Source organism: Bacillus sp. FSL W7-1034 (genome assembly GCF_038593365.1).
GTDB lineage: Bacteria > Bacillota > Bacilli > Bacillales > Bacillaceae > Bacillus > Bacillus altitudinis.
Genome location: NZ_CP151989.1, coordinates 3,005,217 through 3,022,024, shown reverse-complemented (window position 1 = coordinate 3,022,024; position 16,808 = coordinate 3,005,217). Strand labels below are relative to the sequence as shown.

At 42.2% G+C, this 16,808-nt stretch carries 17 protein-coding genes; 12 read left to right on the top strand and 5 right to left on the bottom strand.

The genetic code is table 11. The features are described 5' to 3' along the window. Positions 1-80 precede the first annotated feature (80 nt). From NST73_RS15690 to pdxA, 3 genes are read left to right on the top strand one after another with little or no spacing between them, the layout of a single operon-like run. The gene (locus NST73_RS15690) at positions 81-1,865 is read left to right on the top strand and encodes a sigma-54-dependent Fis family transcriptional regulator (protein WP_144679191.1); all 1,785 of its coding nucleotides are present in this window, start codon (positions 81-83) and stop codon (positions 1,863-1,865) included. A gap of 25 nt (positions 1,866-1,890) precedes the next feature. Further along, positions 1,891-3,237, top strand: coding sequence for a four-carbon acid sugar kinase family protein (locus tag NST73_RS15685; RefSeq protein ID WP_138278990.1), 1,347 nt, complete (start codon positions 1,891-1,893; stop codon positions 3,235-3,237). Next, on the top strand, positions 3,213-4,217 hold the full coding sequence (pdxA, locus tag NST73_RS15680) for a 4-hydroxythreonine-4-phosphate dehydrogenase PdxA (protein ID WP_138826415.1): 1,005 nt from the start codon (positions 3,213-3,215) through the stop codon (positions 4,215-4,217). Before NST73_RS15685 ends, pdxA begins: the two co-directional genes overlap by 25 nt. A 232-nt stretch (positions 4,218-4,449) precedes the next feature. Here pdxA and NST73_RS15675 read toward each other — a convergent pair whose 3' ends face one another. Then, on the bottom strand, positions 4,450-5,196 hold the full coding sequence (locus tag NST73_RS15675) for a 3-oxoacyl-ACP reductase family protein (protein WP_144679193.1): 747 nt from the start codon (positions 5,194-5,196) through the stop codon (positions 4,450-4,452). A gap of 189 nt (positions 5,197-5,385) precedes the next feature. Here NST73_RS15675 and NST73_RS15670 point away from each other — a divergent pair, with 189 nt between their 5' ends. The 7 genes from NST73_RS15670 to NST73_RS15640 all read left to right on the top strand — a co-directional run bounded on the left by NST73_RS15670 (position 5,386) and on the right by NST73_RS15640 (position 10,866). Further along, positions 5,386-5,955, top strand: a complete 570-nt coding sequence (locus tag NST73_RS15670; RefSeq protein ID WP_160758012.1) for a cob(I)yrinic acid a,c-diamide adenosyltransferase — start codon at positions 5,386-5,388, stop codon at positions 5,953-5,955. A 365-nt stretch (positions 5,956-6,320) separates the two neighbouring features. After that, positions 6,321-6,716, top strand: a complete 396-nt coding sequence (locus NST73_RS15665; protein ID WP_047945391.1) for a hypothetical protein — start codon at positions 6,321-6,323, stop codon at positions 6,714-6,716. Positions 6,717-6,731: 15 nt separating this feature from the next. Further along, the gene (locus NST73_RS15660) at positions 6,732-7,397 is read left to right on the top strand and encodes a PspA/IM30 family protein (protein WP_096881837.1); all 666 of its coding nucleotides are present in this window, start codon (positions 6,732-6,734) and stop codon (positions 7,395-7,397) included. Positions 7,398-7,508: 111 nt separating this feature from the next. After that, positions 7,509-8,378: a DUF4097 domain-containing protein gene (locus tag NST73_RS15655; RefSeq protein WP_342499203.1), complete on the top strand. Its 870-nt coding sequence runs from the start codon at positions 7,509-7,511 to the stop codon at positions 8,376-8,378. A gap of 30 nt (positions 8,379-8,408) precedes the next feature. Further along, entirely contained in the window at positions 8,409-9,173 is a 765-nt protein-coding gene (gene liaF / locus NST73_RS15650) for a cell wall-active antibiotics response protein LiaF (protein WP_007500301.1), read from the top strand. After that, positions 9,170-10,234 carry a two-component system sensor histidine kinase LiaS gene (gene liaS, locus NST73_RS15645; RefSeq protein ID WP_007500303.1) on the top strand — a complete coding sequence of 355 codons (1,065 nt, stop codon included), beginning with the start codon at positions 9,170-9,172 and terminating at the stop codon, positions 10,232-10,234. The genes liaF and liaS overlap by 4 nt, the downstream gene beginning before the upstream one ends. Then, entirely contained in the window at positions 10,231-10,866 is a 636-nt protein-coding gene (locus tag NST73_RS15640; RefSeq protein WP_007500305.1) for a response regulator transcription factor, read from the top strand. Before liaS ends, NST73_RS15640 begins: the two co-directional genes overlap by 4 nt. Positions 10,867-10,908: 42 nt before the next feature. Here the strand turns inward: NST73_RS15640 and NST73_RS15635 are convergent, their stop codons facing one another. The 4 genes from NST73_RS15635 to NST73_RS15620 are packed head-to-tail and all read right to left on the bottom strand — an operon-like array spanning position 10,909 to position 14,938. Next, entirely contained in the window at positions 10,909-11,277 is a 369-nt protein-coding gene (locus NST73_RS15635; RefSeq protein WP_007500307.1) for a hypothetical protein, read from the bottom strand. A 37-nt stretch (positions 11,278-11,314) separates the two neighbouring features. Next, entirely contained in the window at positions 11,315-12,436 is a 1,122-nt protein-coding gene (locus NST73_RS15630; protein WP_041507750.1) for a Ger(x)C family spore germination protein, read from the bottom strand. Next, on the bottom strand, positions 12,433-13,527 hold the full coding sequence (locus tag NST73_RS15625) for an endospore germination permease (RefSeq protein WP_008347081.1): 1,095 nt from the start codon (positions 13,525-13,527) through the stop codon (positions 12,433-12,435). Before NST73_RS15625 ends, NST73_RS15630 begins: the two co-directional genes overlap by 4 nt. Beyond that, complete coding sequence (locus NST73_RS15620; RefSeq protein ID WP_008347079.1) at positions 13,514-14,938, bottom strand: spore germination protein; 1,425 nt, start codon at positions 14,936-14,938, stop codon at positions 13,514-13,516. The genes NST73_RS15625 and NST73_RS15620 overlap by 14 nt, the downstream gene beginning before the upstream one ends. Positions 14,939-15,051: 113 nt before the next feature. Here NST73_RS15620 and NST73_RS15615 point away from each other — a divergent pair, with 113 nt between their 5' ends. Both NST73_RS15615 and fumC read left to right on the top strand, forming a co-directional pair. Beyond that, the gene (locus NST73_RS15615; protein ID WP_017359274.1) at positions 15,052-15,219 is read left to right on the top strand and encodes a YvzF family protein; all 168 of its coding nucleotides are present in this window, start codon (positions 15,052-15,054) and stop codon (positions 15,217-15,219) included. 87 nt (positions 15,220-15,306) lie between these two features. After that, on the top strand, positions 15,307-16,701 hold the full coding sequence (gene fumC / locus NST73_RS15610; RefSeq protein ID WP_017359275.1) for a class II fumarate hydratase: 1,395 nt from the start codon (positions 15,307-15,309) through the stop codon (positions 16,699-16,701). Positions 16,702-16,808: the final 107 nt, after the last annotated feature.

The window sequence follows — 16,808 nt, the reverse complement described above, 5'->3', positions numbered from 1 at the left end:
GGTTGTCTCAATTTGCTAACATTTGGACTCCCTCAACGTATGTCTCACGATGAAGAGATAAAAAATGGGGGGTCCTTTTCATGAGTATAAAAGTATTAGGTATTGCGCCGTATAAAGGATTAGGCGATGTATTAATCGACCTTGCCAAAGACGAAAAAAGCATCACATTCCAGCTTGAAGTCGGAGATCTTAGGTCTGGTGTTGCACTGGCAGAACAGGCCGAGGCTCAAGGAATGGATATTATTATGAGCCGCGGGGGGACAGCTGCGCTTATTCAAAAACACGTCAACATTCCAGTGGTGGATATCCCTGTGTCAGGCTACGACTTGCTTCGTGCCCTCACGCTGATTAAAGATTACCAAGGGAAAAAAGCAGTTGTTGGATTTGAAAATATTACACAAGGTGTACGCACCATCGGAGAGTTATACGGGATCAAAATTGATATTTATACGATACAGCAAGAGGAAGAAGTGTGGGATCTTTTACAGCAGTTACAGGAACAAGGGACACAGGTTGTGCTGGGGGATGTGATTACAGATAAAGCGGCCAAGGAGTTGGGGATGCAAAGCATGCTCATTACCTCAGGACGTGAATCTGTCAAAGAAGCGTTTCATCAAGCAAAACAAATGTACCGTTTATATAAAGAGGCGACAGCTGAGCAGCGCCTCTTTCGTGAAATGATTGATCAGGAGTCAAAAGGGATGCTGATCATTGATCAGCACAATCAGCTTTATTTTATCAATCAACAAATGAAAGAATGGACAGAAAAAGGGTTATTTGCACCGTTTACGTCTCATGTTGATGTGATGGCTTGGTGCCCGGCGCTTGAACCAGCAGTAAAAGCGGTTCGAGAAGGAAAACAAAATGGATATTCTCAAATCTCCTTTCAGCAGCAAGTGTGGCATGTCAAAGGAAGCTTATTATCTAAAGGTGAGCTGCTTTTGACGATTGAGAAGCCTTCTGCTGTGATTAATAGGGAGGGGCAGCGTATATGGACGCTGGCTGCACCTGTTCATTCAGCACATCCATTTGCTCTTTTTACTGAGCAGAGTTCAAATATGAAAGATGTGATTAAAAGGGCAAAGGCGTTCAGCCAAACAGATCGATCGATTTGTCTCTATGGTGAACAAGGAACTGGTAAATCAAGCCTTGCTTTTGCTATTCACCAAATGAGCGAGAGGAAAAATGAGAGCTTTATGACGGTGCATTGCAGCCGTTTGACTGAATTAGATGATGTAAACATAATTCCGGTGCATCAAAAAGGGACGATCTTTCTGAAGGATATTGATCGTGTCCCAATGGCTATGCAGTCCATCATGGCCGAGCAGCTTATTCATCATCAGCAGAACATTCGCTGGATGGCTGCATCTACAGTTGATTTGTTCAAATTGATGCAATCTGGGGCGTTTCATGAAGACCTATATACGTGTTTGCAGGAGCTCGTCATTCATGTCCCGCCGTTATCTGAACGGGCAGAAGATATTGAGGATATGAGCCGGTTATTTATAGCTGAATTAAATTCTCTTTATGGGACGCAGGTTGTTGGGCTGTCAGCAGAAGTGATTGCCGCCTTTCAAAACGAGCGATTTAGAGAAAATGTCCGGCAGTTCAAGCGGATTATGGAAGAACTGGTGCTGACAACAAAAAGTGGATATATCACGTTGAGTAAAGCAAAGCCGGCAATTGAGCAACTTGCTTCTGAGAATGAAGAAAAACAGCTGTCCAGCTATTTACATGGCACGCTTGACGAGATTGAAAGACGAATCATTCGGACGGTGCTGGAAGAAGAAAATATGAATCAATCAAAAGCAGCAAAGCGGCTAAATATTAACCGCACGACGCTGTGGAGAAAGCTAAAGGAATAATATGCAATGAGACCGAGGTGTCTAAATGACAAACGATCTATTAAAAAAAGGAGCGAACTTAGAGCAAAAGGTGATCATTGTGGCTGATGATTTAACAGGCGCAAGTGATACAGGTGTTCAATTTGTGAAGGCCGGTTTAAAAGCCTCTGTGCTGTTCCAGCCGTCACTTGAGGATATGAGCCGGTACAAGGAGGAAGATGTACTGATTGTCGATACAGACTCACGAAGTATGTCTTCTGAAAGAGCGTATAATGAGGTCAGTCAAGTGATTCAGCCGTTTCTACAAGGGGATTCGCACCTTTTCTTTAAAAAAATAGATTCAACGTTAAGAGGAAATATAGGAGTAGAGCTTCAGGCACTAATGGATCTTGGCCGGTTTGATGCGGCAGTCATTGCCCCCGCTTACCCCGATGCGAATAGATCTACGGCCTATGGGATTCATTATGTGGAGGGTGTGCCTGTTCATCTATCAGAAGCAGCGAAGGACCCAAAAACGCCTGTCCTGACATCCAGTATTTCAGACTTAATTGACGAGCAGACAAACATCAAGCCAAAACATCTTTCGCAGCAAGCGGTCTATTCAGAGCTAAACGAAACGAGTCATGACATTTCATCTTTATTAAAACATGGTCATCAATGGTTTGTGTGTGATGCAGAAACGAACAATGATTTAACACAGATCGTTGATTTGTTTATGAAGATCAATCAAAGAGTGCTTTGGGTCGGGTCAGCCGGACTCGCTGGCGCATTATCATCCTATGTCGCGAAACACTGCAATCTTTCTCATGCAAAAAAGCATGAATCTGTTCTCATCGTTTCAGGAAGTGCTTCTCAAAAAACAAATGAGCAGTTTGCTTTTTTAAGAGAAAAACACGATTGTCTCGAGGTGAAAGTGAACCCGTTGAATGTATTAAACGGCCGTGAAGCATGGGAAAGGAAATCAGTCATGGATCAGCTGCTCATGCGTCAGGATGAAGATATTCTCCTTTATACAGACGCAAGGCCAGAAATGGTTGAACAGATGTTGGCATACGGTGAAGCGAATGGCATGACAAGACAAGAAGTAGGAAGTACCTTATCTGTCTGTCTTGGTAAGATCACAAAAGACATTGTTGAATTAACAGGGATGAAACGCCTTTTTTTAACTGGTGGAGATACGGCGCGTGCGATATGCCATGAGCTTGGAGCAGGCGGGATTCAGCTGTTGAAAGAAATTGAACCCGGCATCCCGCTTGGGCGGCTCGTTGATACGAGTGTATATGCGGTCACAAAAGCAGGGGCATATGGTCAAAAAGATTCTGTGCTCCATGCGGTTGAAGTGTTGAAAAACATAGAGGGGGTAGACGAATGGCAAAACCAATCATTGCTGTAACGATGGGAGATGCTTCTGGGGTTGGTCCTGAAATTATTTTAAAAGCCTTCCAGCAAAGTCGTTTACATGAAGAAGCCGTTCTATTTGTCATTGGAGACACCCATATATTAAATAGGGCGAAAGATTTTGTGAATACAGATGTGGAGATTGTCAGTATTAAAGAACCAGAGGAAGCGGAACAAGTAAAATCTGGTGCCGTTCCTTGTCTTGATCTTCATCTATTAACAAGCGATATTCCAGTAGGAGAGATTTCAAAAGAAGCAGGGAATGCCGCTTTTCGATATCTTGAAAAAGCCATTACACTTGCGAATGACCGTAGAATTGACGGCATTTGTACAGCGCCGTTAAACAAGGAAGCACTTCATAAGGCTGGTCATATGTATCCAGGGCATACAGAAATTTTAGCTGACCTGACAGGTACGGACGATTATGCCATGATGCTGGCAGCTCCTAATTTAAAAGTGGTGCATGTGACGACACATATCGGATTAATGGATGCCATCTTAAAAATCAATCCTGAGCGTGTATACACAACGATTAAACTGGCTCATGATACCCTCGTTCGATCTGGTATCCCTGCACCTAGAATTGCTGTGTGCGGGATTAATCCGCATGCCGGGGAGAATGGTCTGTTTGGAAATGGAGAAGAAGAGGAGAAGATCATTCCAGCGGTAGAACGAGCGCAGGATGAAGGGGTTCAAGTATTTGGCCCGCTACCAGCTGATACACTGTTCTTTAGGGCGACAAGAGGCGACTTTGATATCGTTGTGGCGATGTATCATGATCAAGGGCATGGACCAATCAAGGTGCTTGGCTTAGAATCAGGCGTGAACATTACAGTTGGATTGCCTATAATCCGTACAAGTGTCGATCATGGGACGGCATTTGATATTGCAGGAACAGGAAAGGCTGATTCTGCGAGTATGGAAGAAGCCATTCGGCAGGCAATCATGCTTTCTGGTACGAGAGAGAACCGATAGTAAAAGAGAAAGAGCCTTCAAATGGAGGCTCTCAGCGTGTAGACAAACCCTCGCATTCGGTGTCAGTCCTGCGCTTCGGTGCTCACGAATGTCAAATTCGCTCCGCGCCGATGCTCGTCCTTCCTAGACTGCAAAGGTTTTCTATCACGCTGAAAAGAAGACAAAGGGTTAAAATAAAGTTCATTTTAACCCTTTGTCAACAATCTGAGAGCCTTCCAATGGGGCTCTTTCTTTAGTTCATATACGTTCCGCCATTCATATTGATGGTTTCCCCTGTGATGAAATCTGACTGATCAGAGGCTAAAAAGGTAACGGCGTTTGCGACTTGCTGCGGTGTTCCAATTGTTTTCAGAGGAATTCTTTCTAAAACAGATCTACGGTATTCATCACTCCACTGTTTGCTCATGTCTGTCTCAATTGGCCCAGGACAGACAGCATTTACATGAATGTGATGTGCTGCTAATTCTTTGGCAAGATGCATCGTTAAGTAATTGATACCTGCCTTTGAAACGCCGTAAGCGGGTGATGCATTGTGATGAGGGGTTTTGCCAGTAGTTGAACTCATGTTGACAATCTTCCCGCCTTGCTGTTTGATCATGTCAGGAATGACTGCTTGACACATGAGAAACGTACCCGTCAAATTAATATCAATTAGTCTTTTCCATTCATCAACAGATGTATCGACTGTTGATTTCCGCAAATTGATCCCAGCATTGTTGACCAATATATCAATCTGTCCGAAATGGTTTTTTGCCTTCTCAACGAGGGAGGCAGCTGTCGCTGGTAAACTAGCATCACCAGCGACAGAAACAGCGCGTGTCTCTTCTTTATTCAGAGAGGAGCAAACGTCTTGCAATAGCACTTCATTCGTTCCGTTCAGCACCACTTTAGCTCCTTCAGAGACAAATGCCTCCGCAATGGCGCGGCCAATCCCTCTGCTTGCACCTGTAATGATTGCTACTTTGTTTTGTAAAATCATCTATCATCCCACCCATCTGTCATAATTAAAAAGCGCTTTCATTTATTATAAAATGTGATGTTTCATCATTCAACATATAAAGTGGAAATGAAGAGGTTTTGAATAAAAGTGTTTCATAATAAAACAAATACATCTTTTCCACTTCAGGGTATACTAAAAGGAACAAGCAATGGATAAGGGGGAACCTCAATGAAACTTTATACAAAAACAGGAGATCAAGGTCAAACAGGCTTGATTGGCGGGCGGGCTGATAAAGATGACGCAAGGGTAGAAGCGTACGGTACATTAGATGAGGCGAATAGTTTGATTGGACTAGCCCATGCAAACTTAAGGCAGCATGGCGAATTGTTTCAAGATATTCTATCTGAGCTGATGGTCATTCAGCATGAACTGTTTGACTGCGGCGGTGATTTAGCAGCGGTGAAACCACCGAAAGAAGGCAAGTTAAAAGAAGATTCTGTCACAGTCCTTGAAGAGCGAATGGACGTGTATGTAGAAGAAGCCGCACCGCTGACTAAATTTATTTTACCTGGCGGCCAGGAAGGTGCTGCCCTCTTACATGTAGCGCGAACAGTCGTCAGGAGAGCCGAGCGGCATATTGTGACACTCGCAAAGCAGGAGGAAATTCCAGCAGTTACGCTCACATATGTGAACCGTCTATCCGACTATTTATTTGCTGCCGCCCGTATTGTGAATCATCGGCTTGGTGAAGCGGATGTTGAATATGAACGAAGTGCAGATGTGTTTCGTTCTAAATGAGGAAAAGCACTCTTCTAGTCGAAGAGTGTTCAGCGTGTAGGCAAACCCTCGCATTCTTTGTCAGTCCTACGCGCTGGTGCTCACGAATGTGAAATTCGCTCCGCGCCAGTACTCGTTCTTCCTAGACTGCAAAGGTTTTCTATCACGCTGAAAAGAAGACAAAGAGCTAAAATAAAGTTCATTTTAGCCCTTTGTCAATAATCTGAGCACTCTTCTAGTCGAAGAGTGCTTTTTCTATGGATTCAACCGTTCAGTCTGAGCCATGTTACGACTCTGGTCGCAATCAAAGATCAATCTACGACACGTTTTGTCGGCTTCCTTTTTTGACTATAGTTAAAGCAAGGAGCAAGAAAGGAGGCATGAAGATGAAAATCACAAGTAAAACCATCATCGGTTCAATCCTGATGTTTATCGGTTTATCCATCTTCTTTGGTGGTTCATTGGGCGGGCTGATCCCGACTTTGATTGGGGCGTGGCTCATTTATGTAGGTGTCAAAAAATATGATAAAGGCAGTAAAACAACAGGGGTCATACTCTCTATTATCGGTGTATTGCTCGTCGCACAGTCGCTGCCATTTTTACTCGGAATCGCATTTGCTGGAGTACTTCTCTACTTTGGCTGGAAGATGATCAATGGTGAATCTGCAAAGGAATCATCCGGCAGAACAACATATATGGAGCCAAACACGGCACCGAACATGGAAGAAACTATGCACACGTCATTTGATCAAGAATGGGAAGACTTTTTAAAGAAAAAATAAAGGGAGGAATATGAAATGGTATTAAGAAGAGTACGTGATATGTTTGTTGCAACAGTCAATGAAGGCTTAGATAAATTGGAGAATCCGCGTGTCATGCTGAATCAATATGTTCGTGATATGGAGGACGATATTGCCAAAGCAAAGCATGCGATCATTAAACAGCAAACCATTCAGCAAGGTTTCTTGAGAAAAGCAGAAGAAACAGAAGAATTTGCTGATAAGCGAAAGAAACAGGCGGAGCTGGCGTTTCATGCAGGAGAAGAAGAACTTGCACGGAAAGCACTGACTGAAATGAAGTATTTTGAAGAAAAGCACAACGAATATCAAGAAGCCTATCAGCAATCTGTTAAACAGCTGAAAGAGCTGAAAGAACAGTTGCAGCATCTAGAAACAAAGCTGCGTGATGTTAAAGACAAGAAGCAAGCGCTGATTGCAAGAGCCAATGCCGCACAGGCAAAGCAGCATATGAATGAATCTATGAATAAGGTTGATAGTGAAAGTGCTTATAAAGAATTTCTACGCATGGAGAACCGTATAGAGGAAATGGAGACAAAAGCGGGCAGTTATGCACAATTTGGCGATCAGGGTGCATATGCTCATCTTGATTACGCTGATGAGGTTGAAAAGGAATGGCAAAAGCTTAAGCGATCAAAGCAGCTTGAGAAACAGCCGGCAAACTAATGGAAATGTGTCAAAACGGAAGAAAAACAGGATTTTTCTTCCGTTATTTGATTTCTTTCTGTTTCGCTTTTCCTTATAATAAAAAGGTCAAAGGATAAAGGGATGATATAAATGAAACGGTTCATTGGTCTAATTTGTATACTTGTTGGTGTTTTTTTGATGATTGGGATGCTTTTCAAAAATGGAGATCTCTTTCATTTGAGCTTTTCTCGTGATAAAGCGGTCACAACAGCTTCAGCGAAAAAGGATGAGGTTGAACAATTAGATATCTCTCTTTCTGGATTTCGCATCAAGGTGAAGCCGGAAGATCGTTCGGATATTTCTGTGATGGTTGTGAATGGAAAAGGGAAAATGTATGCGGAACAAACAGGCGGAACATTCAAAGTCCGTGCTGAAAATAAAGGATTTTTGTTTTTCTCTGCATTTGAAAAAGGAGAACTCTTAGTCAAAATTCCAACAGATTATCATAAAGATGTGAAAATAACAGGTGGAATCGGCGTGAGCGGAGTAAATGGCGAAGGAAAGCTGTCTCTTCAAGATGTGACGCTCAAATCAACGAGCGGAAACCTCACAGCTGAGAACTTCTCAGCAAATCGTGTGGAAATCAAAGCGACTTCTGGCAGACTTTCAGTGTCTCATATTGATGCGAAGGAAAGTGATATTGGTGCCACTTCTGGTCGTGCTGATATTCAAGATGTAAAAGGAAAGCTGCAATTAGGCATGACAAGCGGCAGGCTGACAGCAAGCTTTGATACAATTGATTCACCAGTCGACTTTCACATGACATCAGGCAGTGCGAAATTTAACTTGCCAGATGAGGGAGATTTCAAAGTCCAAGTGAAAAAAACGAGTGGACGTATTGATCATTCGTATGATTTTGACCAAGCGGACAGTGAAGGCCGAGGTTTTACAGGCACGCATGGGAAAGGGACACACTTAGTCGATATTGAGATGACAAGCGGAAGCTTAAAATTGCGGTAAACAAACGTAAAAAGGAAGGAGGCGAGTCAACTGCGTTTTTCTAGAAATCAAATTTTAGGCATCATTGTGGTGATTTTCGGTATAAATCTTTTTCTCAAAATTATTGGGATTGGGGCAGACTTATTTTGGCCAGTGTTTTTTGCTCTGGCTGGTTATTGGCTGCACTCTCGATCTAAACGTTGGCTCGGTTCGGTTTCCTATATTTTTGCAGGCTTTCTCTTCTTGAAGTTTCTACTAAATATCACGTTTAGTTTGACTGGGTATTTATTTGCTGCCTTTTTGATCTATGCGGGCTATCGTTTATTGAAAAACAAACCTGTTTTTGATGTCGATAAAAAGGAATCATCAGACGATGGAAAGCCTTCACTGAAAGTCAATCTTGAAAAAGAGGGCGATCAGAAGAAAACAAAAAGCCAGACAAAGCCGCGCAAAGAACATGATTTCTTCATCGGTGAAGTCAGGCTGATGAAAAAACCATTTCAATTAAGCGATTTGACCATTTCAGGTTTTATTGGCGATGTCAAAATCGACTTATCCAAGGCGATTATTGCTGAGGAAGAGAGCACGATCGTCATTAGTGGGCTCATCGGAGATGTCGATATTTATGTACCTCAGGATATTGAAGTATGTGTGAGTGCTTCGGCTGCAATTGGTGATATGAAAATCATTGATGAAAAAAGAAGCGGGTTCGGCAGTAAAGTGTATGTCATGACAAATGATTATGATGAGAGCAAGCGAAAAGTGAAAATCTCCATTTCTCTCCTGATTGGGGATGTGGATGTGAGGTACTTATGAGGAAACTGCATTTAGGCATCCAGTGGCAATCTGTTCGTCTTGCAGTCGGTATCTCGCTTGGTGTTGTCATCATGACGACACTCCCGATGTTTTTTTATTACCAGCTTGATCCCATGATTTTGCTGTCTACGCGGTGGTTCGGCATCCCGTTTTTTTGTATTTTACTCATTATTAGTCTCGCCATTGGTGTATCAGCGGGGCATGTGTTTGGCTATCAGCATAAGAAGCGGCTGGATCAGCTTGTAGAGTCGATTTTGAAGTTTGAAAATGGGAATTTTGCCTATAGACTGCCTTCTCTAGGTGATGATGAAATTGGTTTGGCGGCAGATCAATTAAATGAAATGGCGAAACGAGTGGAAGGGCAAGTAGCCTCCTTACAAAAGCTCTCAAATGAGCGAGCTGAATGGCAGGTTCAAATGAAAAAATCGGTTGTCTCAGAAGAGCGTCAGCGTCTAGCGCGTGAGCTGCATGATGCAGTCAGCCAGCAGCTATTCGCCATTTCGATGATGACGTCTGCGATTCTTGAAGGGATGAAGGAAAAGGATGAAAAGATTTTAAAGCAAATGCGTCTTGTGGAACGAATGGCTGGCGATGCACAAAATGAGATGCGTGCACTCCTTCTGCATTTAAGACCGATCACCCTTGAAGGAAAAGACTTGAAAAAAGGCTTGATTGAGCTACTCAATGAATTTCAGGCAAAGCAGCCAATTGATATTGATTGGGAAATAGAAGATGATGCTCCGCTGTCTAAAGGGGTGGAGGACCATCTGTTCCGAATTGTGCAAGAAGCCCTTTCCAATGTGTTTAGGCATGCAAAGGCGACAAAGGTGACAGTACGTTTGCTTATTCGGAACCGTCAAGTTCAGTTGAAAATTATCGACAACGGGATTGGTTTTCAAACAGATCATGTGAAGACTGCTTCCTACGGACTTGAATCGATACGAGAAAGAACAAGTGAAGTAGGCGGTGTCGCAGAGATTATGTCATTTGAGGGAAAAGGCACACAAATTGATGTGAAGGTTCCCATTTTTGATGAAGGAAAAGGAGAGAACGTTCGATGATTCGAGTGCTTTTAATTGACGATCACGAAATGGTGAGAATGGGTCTTGCTGCTTTTTTAGAGGCACAGGCGGATATTGAAGTCATCGGTGAAGCGTCAGATGGACAAAAAGGTGTAGAACTAGCGGTTGAATTAAAGCCAGACGTGATTTTAATGGACCTTGTTATGGAAGGCATGGATGGCATCGAAGCAACGAAAAGAATTTGTCAGGAAATAGAGGATGCCCGGATTATTGTACTGACGAGCTTTATTGATGATGATAAAGTGTATCCAGTTATTGAGGCTGGTGCTTTAAGCTATCTTTTAAAAACATCGAAAGCAGGAGAAATTGCTGATGCCATCAGGTCTGCGAGTATCGGCGAACCAAGACTTGAATCAAAAGTAGCTGGAAAGGTCATGAACAAACTCCGCCATTCATCAAATGGGTCCATTTTGCACGATTCGTTAACCGCAAGAGAGATGGAAATATTAAAGCTGATTGCCGATGGGAAATCGAATAAGGTCATTGCTGAGGAATTGTTTATTACCATCAAAACAGTCAAGACGCATATTACCAACATTCTTTCCAAGCTTGATGTAGAAGACCGCACACAAGCAGCCGTGTATGCACATCGCCATAAGCTGATTCAATAAAAAAACAGCTTTCAAATGAAAGCTGCTGGAACATGTGCAAAATTAGTCCTTCTGTCCTGTGATTGGACGTTCGGATAGTTGATGGAGCTCAGGAACTGGAAAAGCCTCCTGCTCCTCGGCCGATTTGTCTTCCAGGGTTTTCTTCATCTCGGAAAGCAGTTTGACGCTTTCCTTTGCCACTGCCGCTTTTTTCTCTTGCAAATCAATGATCTGTGAAAGTCCAACAAATAAACCGCCTCCAATCAGAAGGAGCGCAGGGGTTTGTCCATAATAAATCACGATCAAAAATGTGCTTGAAAAGCTGTCGGCTTCAATGAAGAAATCTTCTTTTGATTGCATGAATACCACGACTAACAGAAGTATTCCTAGAATCAAAAATAGAATGCCGGCCGAAAGTAAAGCTCGTTTCATGATTGACACCCTTTTTTTCTTACCATTTTAACATACTCTATAAGGATTGTGTTGCGCCCTTAGTCCCGAAGTCACGGATTTTCACATTTACCTTGTAACGAATATCGGATTCACTAAAAATGTCATCCCAATGTTTTGCTTCTTTTCGGAATTCCTTCGGATAGGCAATACTCGCTTTTTGATAAAATCCACAAATATCTGCTTTGATCTCATGCTGTAATTCCCCGATAAAATCTTTTACATTTTCCTCCAGTCGATGTGCCACGACTTTCTCAATTTCTTGGAGGTATTTTTCATTAAATGAATTTTCCCGTTCATTCCAATCCTCAGACAATCTTCCATCAAGCTCCACTGACACATCAAATTCATATTTGCCACTGGCTGTTTTATGGGTGTCAATGTTGTGTTTGATTTTAAAGATCTCAAAAGAATAAATGCTATGTTCATATTGGAATTCAATCACTCCGCCTGTTGCATCTCCAGTCAGCAGGTTGTAGGACTGCACCGCTAAAGGAGAGATGTTGGTGAGAAATCGTTTGTTCTGAATGATCGAGGCACCATCCAGCATTAATTTGCCCTGACTAACACTGACTTTCGGAATGGCAAAGGATACGTTGTTTTGCATGGCAGAAGAAATATCTCCTAAGGAAACGGGCTTGAACATACGAATGGTCGTTTTTGTATTCGAAGAAATATCGTATAAGGTGGAAGCGGCAGGCTGGCCGTCGTCATTGATTTTCAACATATCTCCAGGCTTCTCAGAAGCCATAAAGACAAGGCTTCCTCTTCGTGTTTCATTGTCCCGAATGAATTGATTGATGACCAAATCGAAATTATTTTCATTGATAAGGTCTTGAGAAAACAAATAAACCCTCAGCTGCTGAGCAAAAATGCGGTGTGTTTTTAGGGCCGTCGTACGAAAAATTTGGTGTATGGAATCACCGCTTGTTTCAATAATCTTCGTCGGATCTTTCACGCTTGATTCTTGCTCAATTTTTTGCGGAACGAGCACCTGCATAGACAGCTTCAATTTATGTCCGTCATCTCCTTTATCTACAGCAAATCCAATTGCCATGTTGAGCTCCTCGATATTTGTACTATCCCAGCACCCGCATAATAGAATCAGTGAGAAGAGCGCAAGAACCGCTTTCTTTTTCATGCTGTTTTCCGCCTCCTTTTGAAAAATACGATGATAAATAAAAGAAACGGGAGTATACCAAATAGAAGAAAGAACAAGTTGTTTACGTAGGTTAAATAGTCTCGGACCGTATCAACATCTTTTGGGAAAAGAGCGGCAAAGAAGATCACAATGCCCATCAAGGCGAGCGCGATTTTTTTAGGGAATTTAGTCAATTTGATGACTCCTATCGTAGCAAAAAACGTATATCCTACAAAGCTCGTATAAAGCTGGACAAGCCAAACAATCAGCAAAAAGGATTCAATCCGTTCAATAAAAATCCCCTGAATATCAAATGATTGAAATAAGGCAATGGTCGGCCACGTCAGAGTCGCCGTTTCTTTCACCGTGAGCGCACCAACCACAAGAATATAGGTGAAAATATAGATGATCGCAGGAATCAAAAAGCCGATGGAGCCATATGCAAAAGTGTGTTTTTGCGTATTCATATAGGCAGGCATGAAAAGCATCATTTCAATGCCGACAAACGAAATGGCCGAAGCATTCAAGGAATTGAAAACAGGGGAAATGCCCTCTCCTAAAACTGGCCGTAGGTTATCGAGCTTAAACTCTTGTACACTAAGTCCGTAGGCTACAAATAAGATGATGAGTGTGACAATCAGAAAAAAAGGGCACAGCCGGGCAAAATCACCAATCCCCCCAATCACAAGGTAAAAACCAACCAAAATAAAGCTGATCATCGTCACGGCTACAGGTGTGTTTTGAAGTAGAAAGAATTTCACCATCTCAGACATGGCTCGTACTTCATAGCTGGCAACGCCGAGAAAGTAAATAATAATCAACAGGTTGGCAAGTGAGCCAATCCATTTCCCAAGTCCTTCTTTTGTATAGTCATAGTAGGAAGAAAAGGAGACCTTTTTCATCATGAGCACATTGACAAAAATGAACACAATGTATATCACACTCATGAGTAAGAGTGCAATCCAGCCGTCAGGTGTAGGCGCAGCTTGAGCCATTGATCTTGGCAGAATCATCATACTTGCACCTAGTGTGGTATTGGCGATAATGGCACTTGCCTGATAGCTTGTGATCGACTCTTTATGATTGACCATGTCGTTCCCCTTTCTTTTGATTTTTCAAAGGCAATCTGATGATGGAATTGTCCTCATTTTTATAACTGAACACAAAATCTGGTGAAAAATATGGGGTGCCAAAGCTTTTTTGTCTTGTCAAATGAGTGAGTAAGACGAGCATAAACAGGACAAGTCCATATAAACCGAATGCAGCTGCAGTAAACATGGACACAAAGCGAAGGACACGAAATGATATCCCCATTCCATATTGAGGAAAGGTAAAGGATGCAAGTGCAATGACGCTGACAATAATGACCATAATGGAGCTGACGATATGGGCTTGTACGGCTGCCTGCCCAATGACAACACCGCCCACAAGTCCGATTGTTTGTCCAAGTGGATTAGGAAGTCTTAACCCGGCCTCTCGCAGCAGCTCAATGGTCATTTCCATGATGAGTGCTTCCACAATAGGAGGAAAGGGGACATTCTCTCGTGTGCTTGAGATGGAAATAGCTAAAGTTGTGGGCAAAAGACCTTGATGGAAGGACACAAGGGCAATATAAATGGCTGATAAAAACAATGTGAGAAAGATGGATGTAAAACGGAGCAAACGAATAAGAGAGGCGGCGATCCATCTTTCATAATAATCATCAGGTGACTGCATAATCGTCGCGAGGGAAGCAGGCACAATTAAGATAAAAGGCGAATGATCGACAAAGATGGCGACGCGCCCATTGTTTAAAGCAGATGCCACTTTATCAGGCCGTTCTGTGTTTTGAATTTGCGGAAAAGGAGAATACACATTGTCTTCAATGAGCTCTTCAAGGACGCCAGAGTCTTGTATATCATCAATGGTGACTTGTTTGAGACGCTTTTTTACCTCTTTTAAAACAGAGGGCTCAACGATACCGTCAATGTACATGATCGATACTTGGGTGTATTTCTTTTCGCCGATTTTCATGTCTACTGTTTTGAGATCAGGGTTTTTCAAACGCTGTCTGACGAGAGCTAAGTTCGTGTTGATATCTTCAATGAAACCAATCTTTGGTCCTCTTACGACGGTTTCAGATGTAGCATCTCCTAAATTGCGTTTCTTCGTTCCATGTGTTTCTAAAATATAAGCGTGCTGAAATCCATTAATCAGTACGACACAATGTCCTTGAAAAATAGCATCTACTAGTTCTTCAGAGGTTTTTACCGTACGGGTAGTCATCATCGATAAATTGGATTCTAGCTTCTCTTTTGTTAGAGAGGCATGATCTTGCAATAGCAGCTTTAAGAAGGTTTGAATCTGCATCGCTTCGTTCATTTCTTTAATGTATAAATAGTAGACAACCTGTCCATGAGGCAATGTTTTTTTCTCATGGATCAAATCATCCATGTCCTTTAACTGAGGGAGAATGACAGAGAGATTATCGTATAAGTGCTCTTTCAATGGAGTTTGATTCAAATGGATCACCCACCTCAATTTCTTTTTCTTAGCATTACCTGCTTGAAAAAACAATATTCTGTGTTACATTATTTTGTGGTATATGAAAGAATCACGGTGTTGGAGGAAAGAAGATGGCGCAAATTCGTTTAGCAGGAACAAAAGAGGAGATCGACCTTATTCTACAGTCGTTTGACAAGCATTATGAGGTGACTTATACGTCAAAAGATTACGGAAAAACAAATCCAAAATACAAATATTCCAAAGATGTTCGTGTTTATATTGAACTAAAATTAAAATAAAGATAAAATTTTAATTGAAAACGCTTAAAGGATTTTCGTTTTTTGTATAGAATAGAGTTGAGTGATGAAGCTATGGAGGGATACATAATGACAGAATTTAGAATCGAAAAAGATACAATGGGCGAAATCAAGGTGCCACAGGACAAGTTCTGGGGTGCACAAACACAACGAAGCAAAGAAAATTTCAAAATCGGTTCTGAGAAAATGCCAAAGGAAGTTGTGAATGCGTTTGCAATTTTGAAACGTAGCACAGCGATTGCGAACGAACGTCTAGGCAACTTAGAAAGTGAAAAAGCAGAAGCGATTGCTGCTGTATGTGATGACATCATCAGTGGAAAGTATGACGAGCATTTCCCGCTTGTTGTATGGCAAACAGGAAGTGGAACACAAAGTAACATGAACATGAACGAAGTCGTTGCAAATAGAGCAACTGCTTACTTGAAAGATAAAAATAGTGAATTCAGCATTCACCCGAATGACGATGTCAACCGCAGCCAAAGCTCAAATGATACATTCCCAACGGCTATGCACGTGGCAGCTGTATTAGCTGTGTACAAAAAGCTATTGCCTGCGATTGACCAGTTAAGAGCGACGCTTGATGAGAAAGCAAAAGCATACCAAGAGATCGTGAAAATTGGCCGTACGCATTTGCAAGATGCAACACCTCTTACAGTGGGCCAAGAGATTAGCGGCTGGGTGTACATGCTTGATCGTTCAAAAGAAATGATTTTAGAATCTACTGAAAAAATGAGAGAACTTGCCATTGGCGGAACAGCTGTTGGTACGGGAATTAACGCACATCCTGAGTTTGGTAAATACGTGGCAGAAGAAATCAGCCAGTTAACAGGTCAAACGTTCAATTCTTCACCAAACAAATTCCATGCGCTGACAAGCCATGATGAAATCACATATGCACACGGTGCGCTTAAAGCACTTGCAGCTGACTTAATGAAAATTGCCAATGATGTGAGATGGCTTGCAAGTGGTCCTCGCTGCGGAATTGGTGAATTGATCATTCCTGAAAATGAGCCAGGCAGCTCCATTATGCCAGGAAAGGTCAACCCAACTCAAAGTGAAGCTTTAACAATGATTGCCGCACAAATCATGGGGAATGATGCAACGATCGGTTTTGCCGCAAGCCAAGGAAACTTCGAGCTGAACGTATTTAAGCCGGTCATCATCTATAACTTCTTACAGTCGGTTGAATTGCTTGCTGACGGTATGAACTCATTCCATGACAAGTGTGCCGTTGGAATTGAACCAAACCTAGAAACGATCGAGAAAAACCTAAACAATTCATTGATGCTTGTGACGGCACTCAACCCGCACATCGGATATGAAAATGCAGCGAAAATTGCGAAGCTTGCGCACAAAGAAGGATTAACACTAAAAGAAGCTGCCCTTCAATTAGAACTATTAACAGAAGAGCAGTTTGAAGAGTTTGTGAAACCAGAAGAAATGGTGACACCGAAAGCAAAATAAGACACCAGAGGCCTCTGTGCCTCTGGTTTTTTTATGGAAACTCCCTGAAATCACAGAAAAGAAGTTTGATTGTTTGTCACAATCATAAACCCAGGGCAACCAAGCCC

Excerpts from the sequence above, each read along its gene's own strand:
- liaS (WP_007500303.1), top strand. The coding sequence starts at position 9,170 with ATGAGGAAACTGCATTTAGGCATCCAGTGGCAATCTGTTCGTCTTGCA.
- NST73_RS15690 (WP_144679191.1), top strand. The coding sequence starts at position 81 with ATGAGTATAAAAGTATTAGGTATTGCGCCGTATAAAGGATTAGGCGAT.
- pdxA (WP_138826415.1), top strand. The coding sequence starts at position 3,213 with ATGGCAAAACCAATCATTGCTGTAACGATGGGAGATGCTTCTGGGGTT.
- fumC (WP_017359275.1), top strand. The coding sequence starts at position 15,307 with ATGACAGAATTTAGAATCGAAAAAGATACAATGGGCGAAATCAAGGTG.
- NST73_RS15625 (WP_008347081.1), bottom strand. The coding sequence starts at position 13,527 with ATGGTCAATCATAAAGAGTCGATCACAAGCTATCAGGCAAGTGCCATT.
- NST73_RS15685 (WP_138278990.1), top strand. The coding sequence starts at position 1,891 with ATGACAAACGATCTATTAAAAAAAGGAGCGAACTTAGAGCAAAAGGTG.
- NST73_RS15665 (WP_047945391.1), top strand. The coding sequence starts at position 6,321 with ATGAAAATCACAAGTAAAACCATCATCGGTTCAATCCTGATGTTTATC.
- NST73_RS15640 (WP_007500305.1), top strand. The coding sequence starts at position 10,231 with ATGATTCGAGTGCTTTTAATTGACGATCACGAAATGGTGAGAATGGGT.
- NST73_RS15675 (WP_144679193.1), bottom strand. The coding sequence starts at position 5,196 with ATGATTTTACAAAACAAAGTAGCAATCATTACAGGTGCAAGCAGAGGG.
- NST73_RS15630 (WP_041507750.1), bottom strand. The coding sequence starts at position 12,436 with ATGAAAAAGAAAGCGGTTCTTGCGCTCTTCTCACTGATTCTATTATGC.
- NST73_RS15655 (WP_342499203.1), top strand. The coding sequence starts at position 7,509 with ATGAAACGGTTCATTGGTCTAATTTGTATACTTGTTGGTGTTTTTTTG.
- NST73_RS15615 (WP_017359274.1), top strand. The coding sequence starts at position 15,052 with ATGGCGCAAATTCGTTTAGCAGGAACAAAAGAGGAGATCGACCTTATT.
- NST73_RS15670 (WP_160758012.1), top strand. The coding sequence starts at position 5,386 with ATGAAACTTTATACAAAAACAGGAGATCAAGGTCAAACAGGCTTGATT.
- NST73_RS15660 (WP_096881837.1), top strand. The coding sequence starts at position 6,732 with ATGGTATTAAGAAGAGTACGTGATATGTTTGTTGCAACAGTCAATGAA.
- NST73_RS15635 (WP_007500307.1), bottom strand. The coding sequence starts at position 11,277 with ATGAAACGAGCTTTACTTTCGGCCGGCATTCTATTTTTGATTCTAGGA.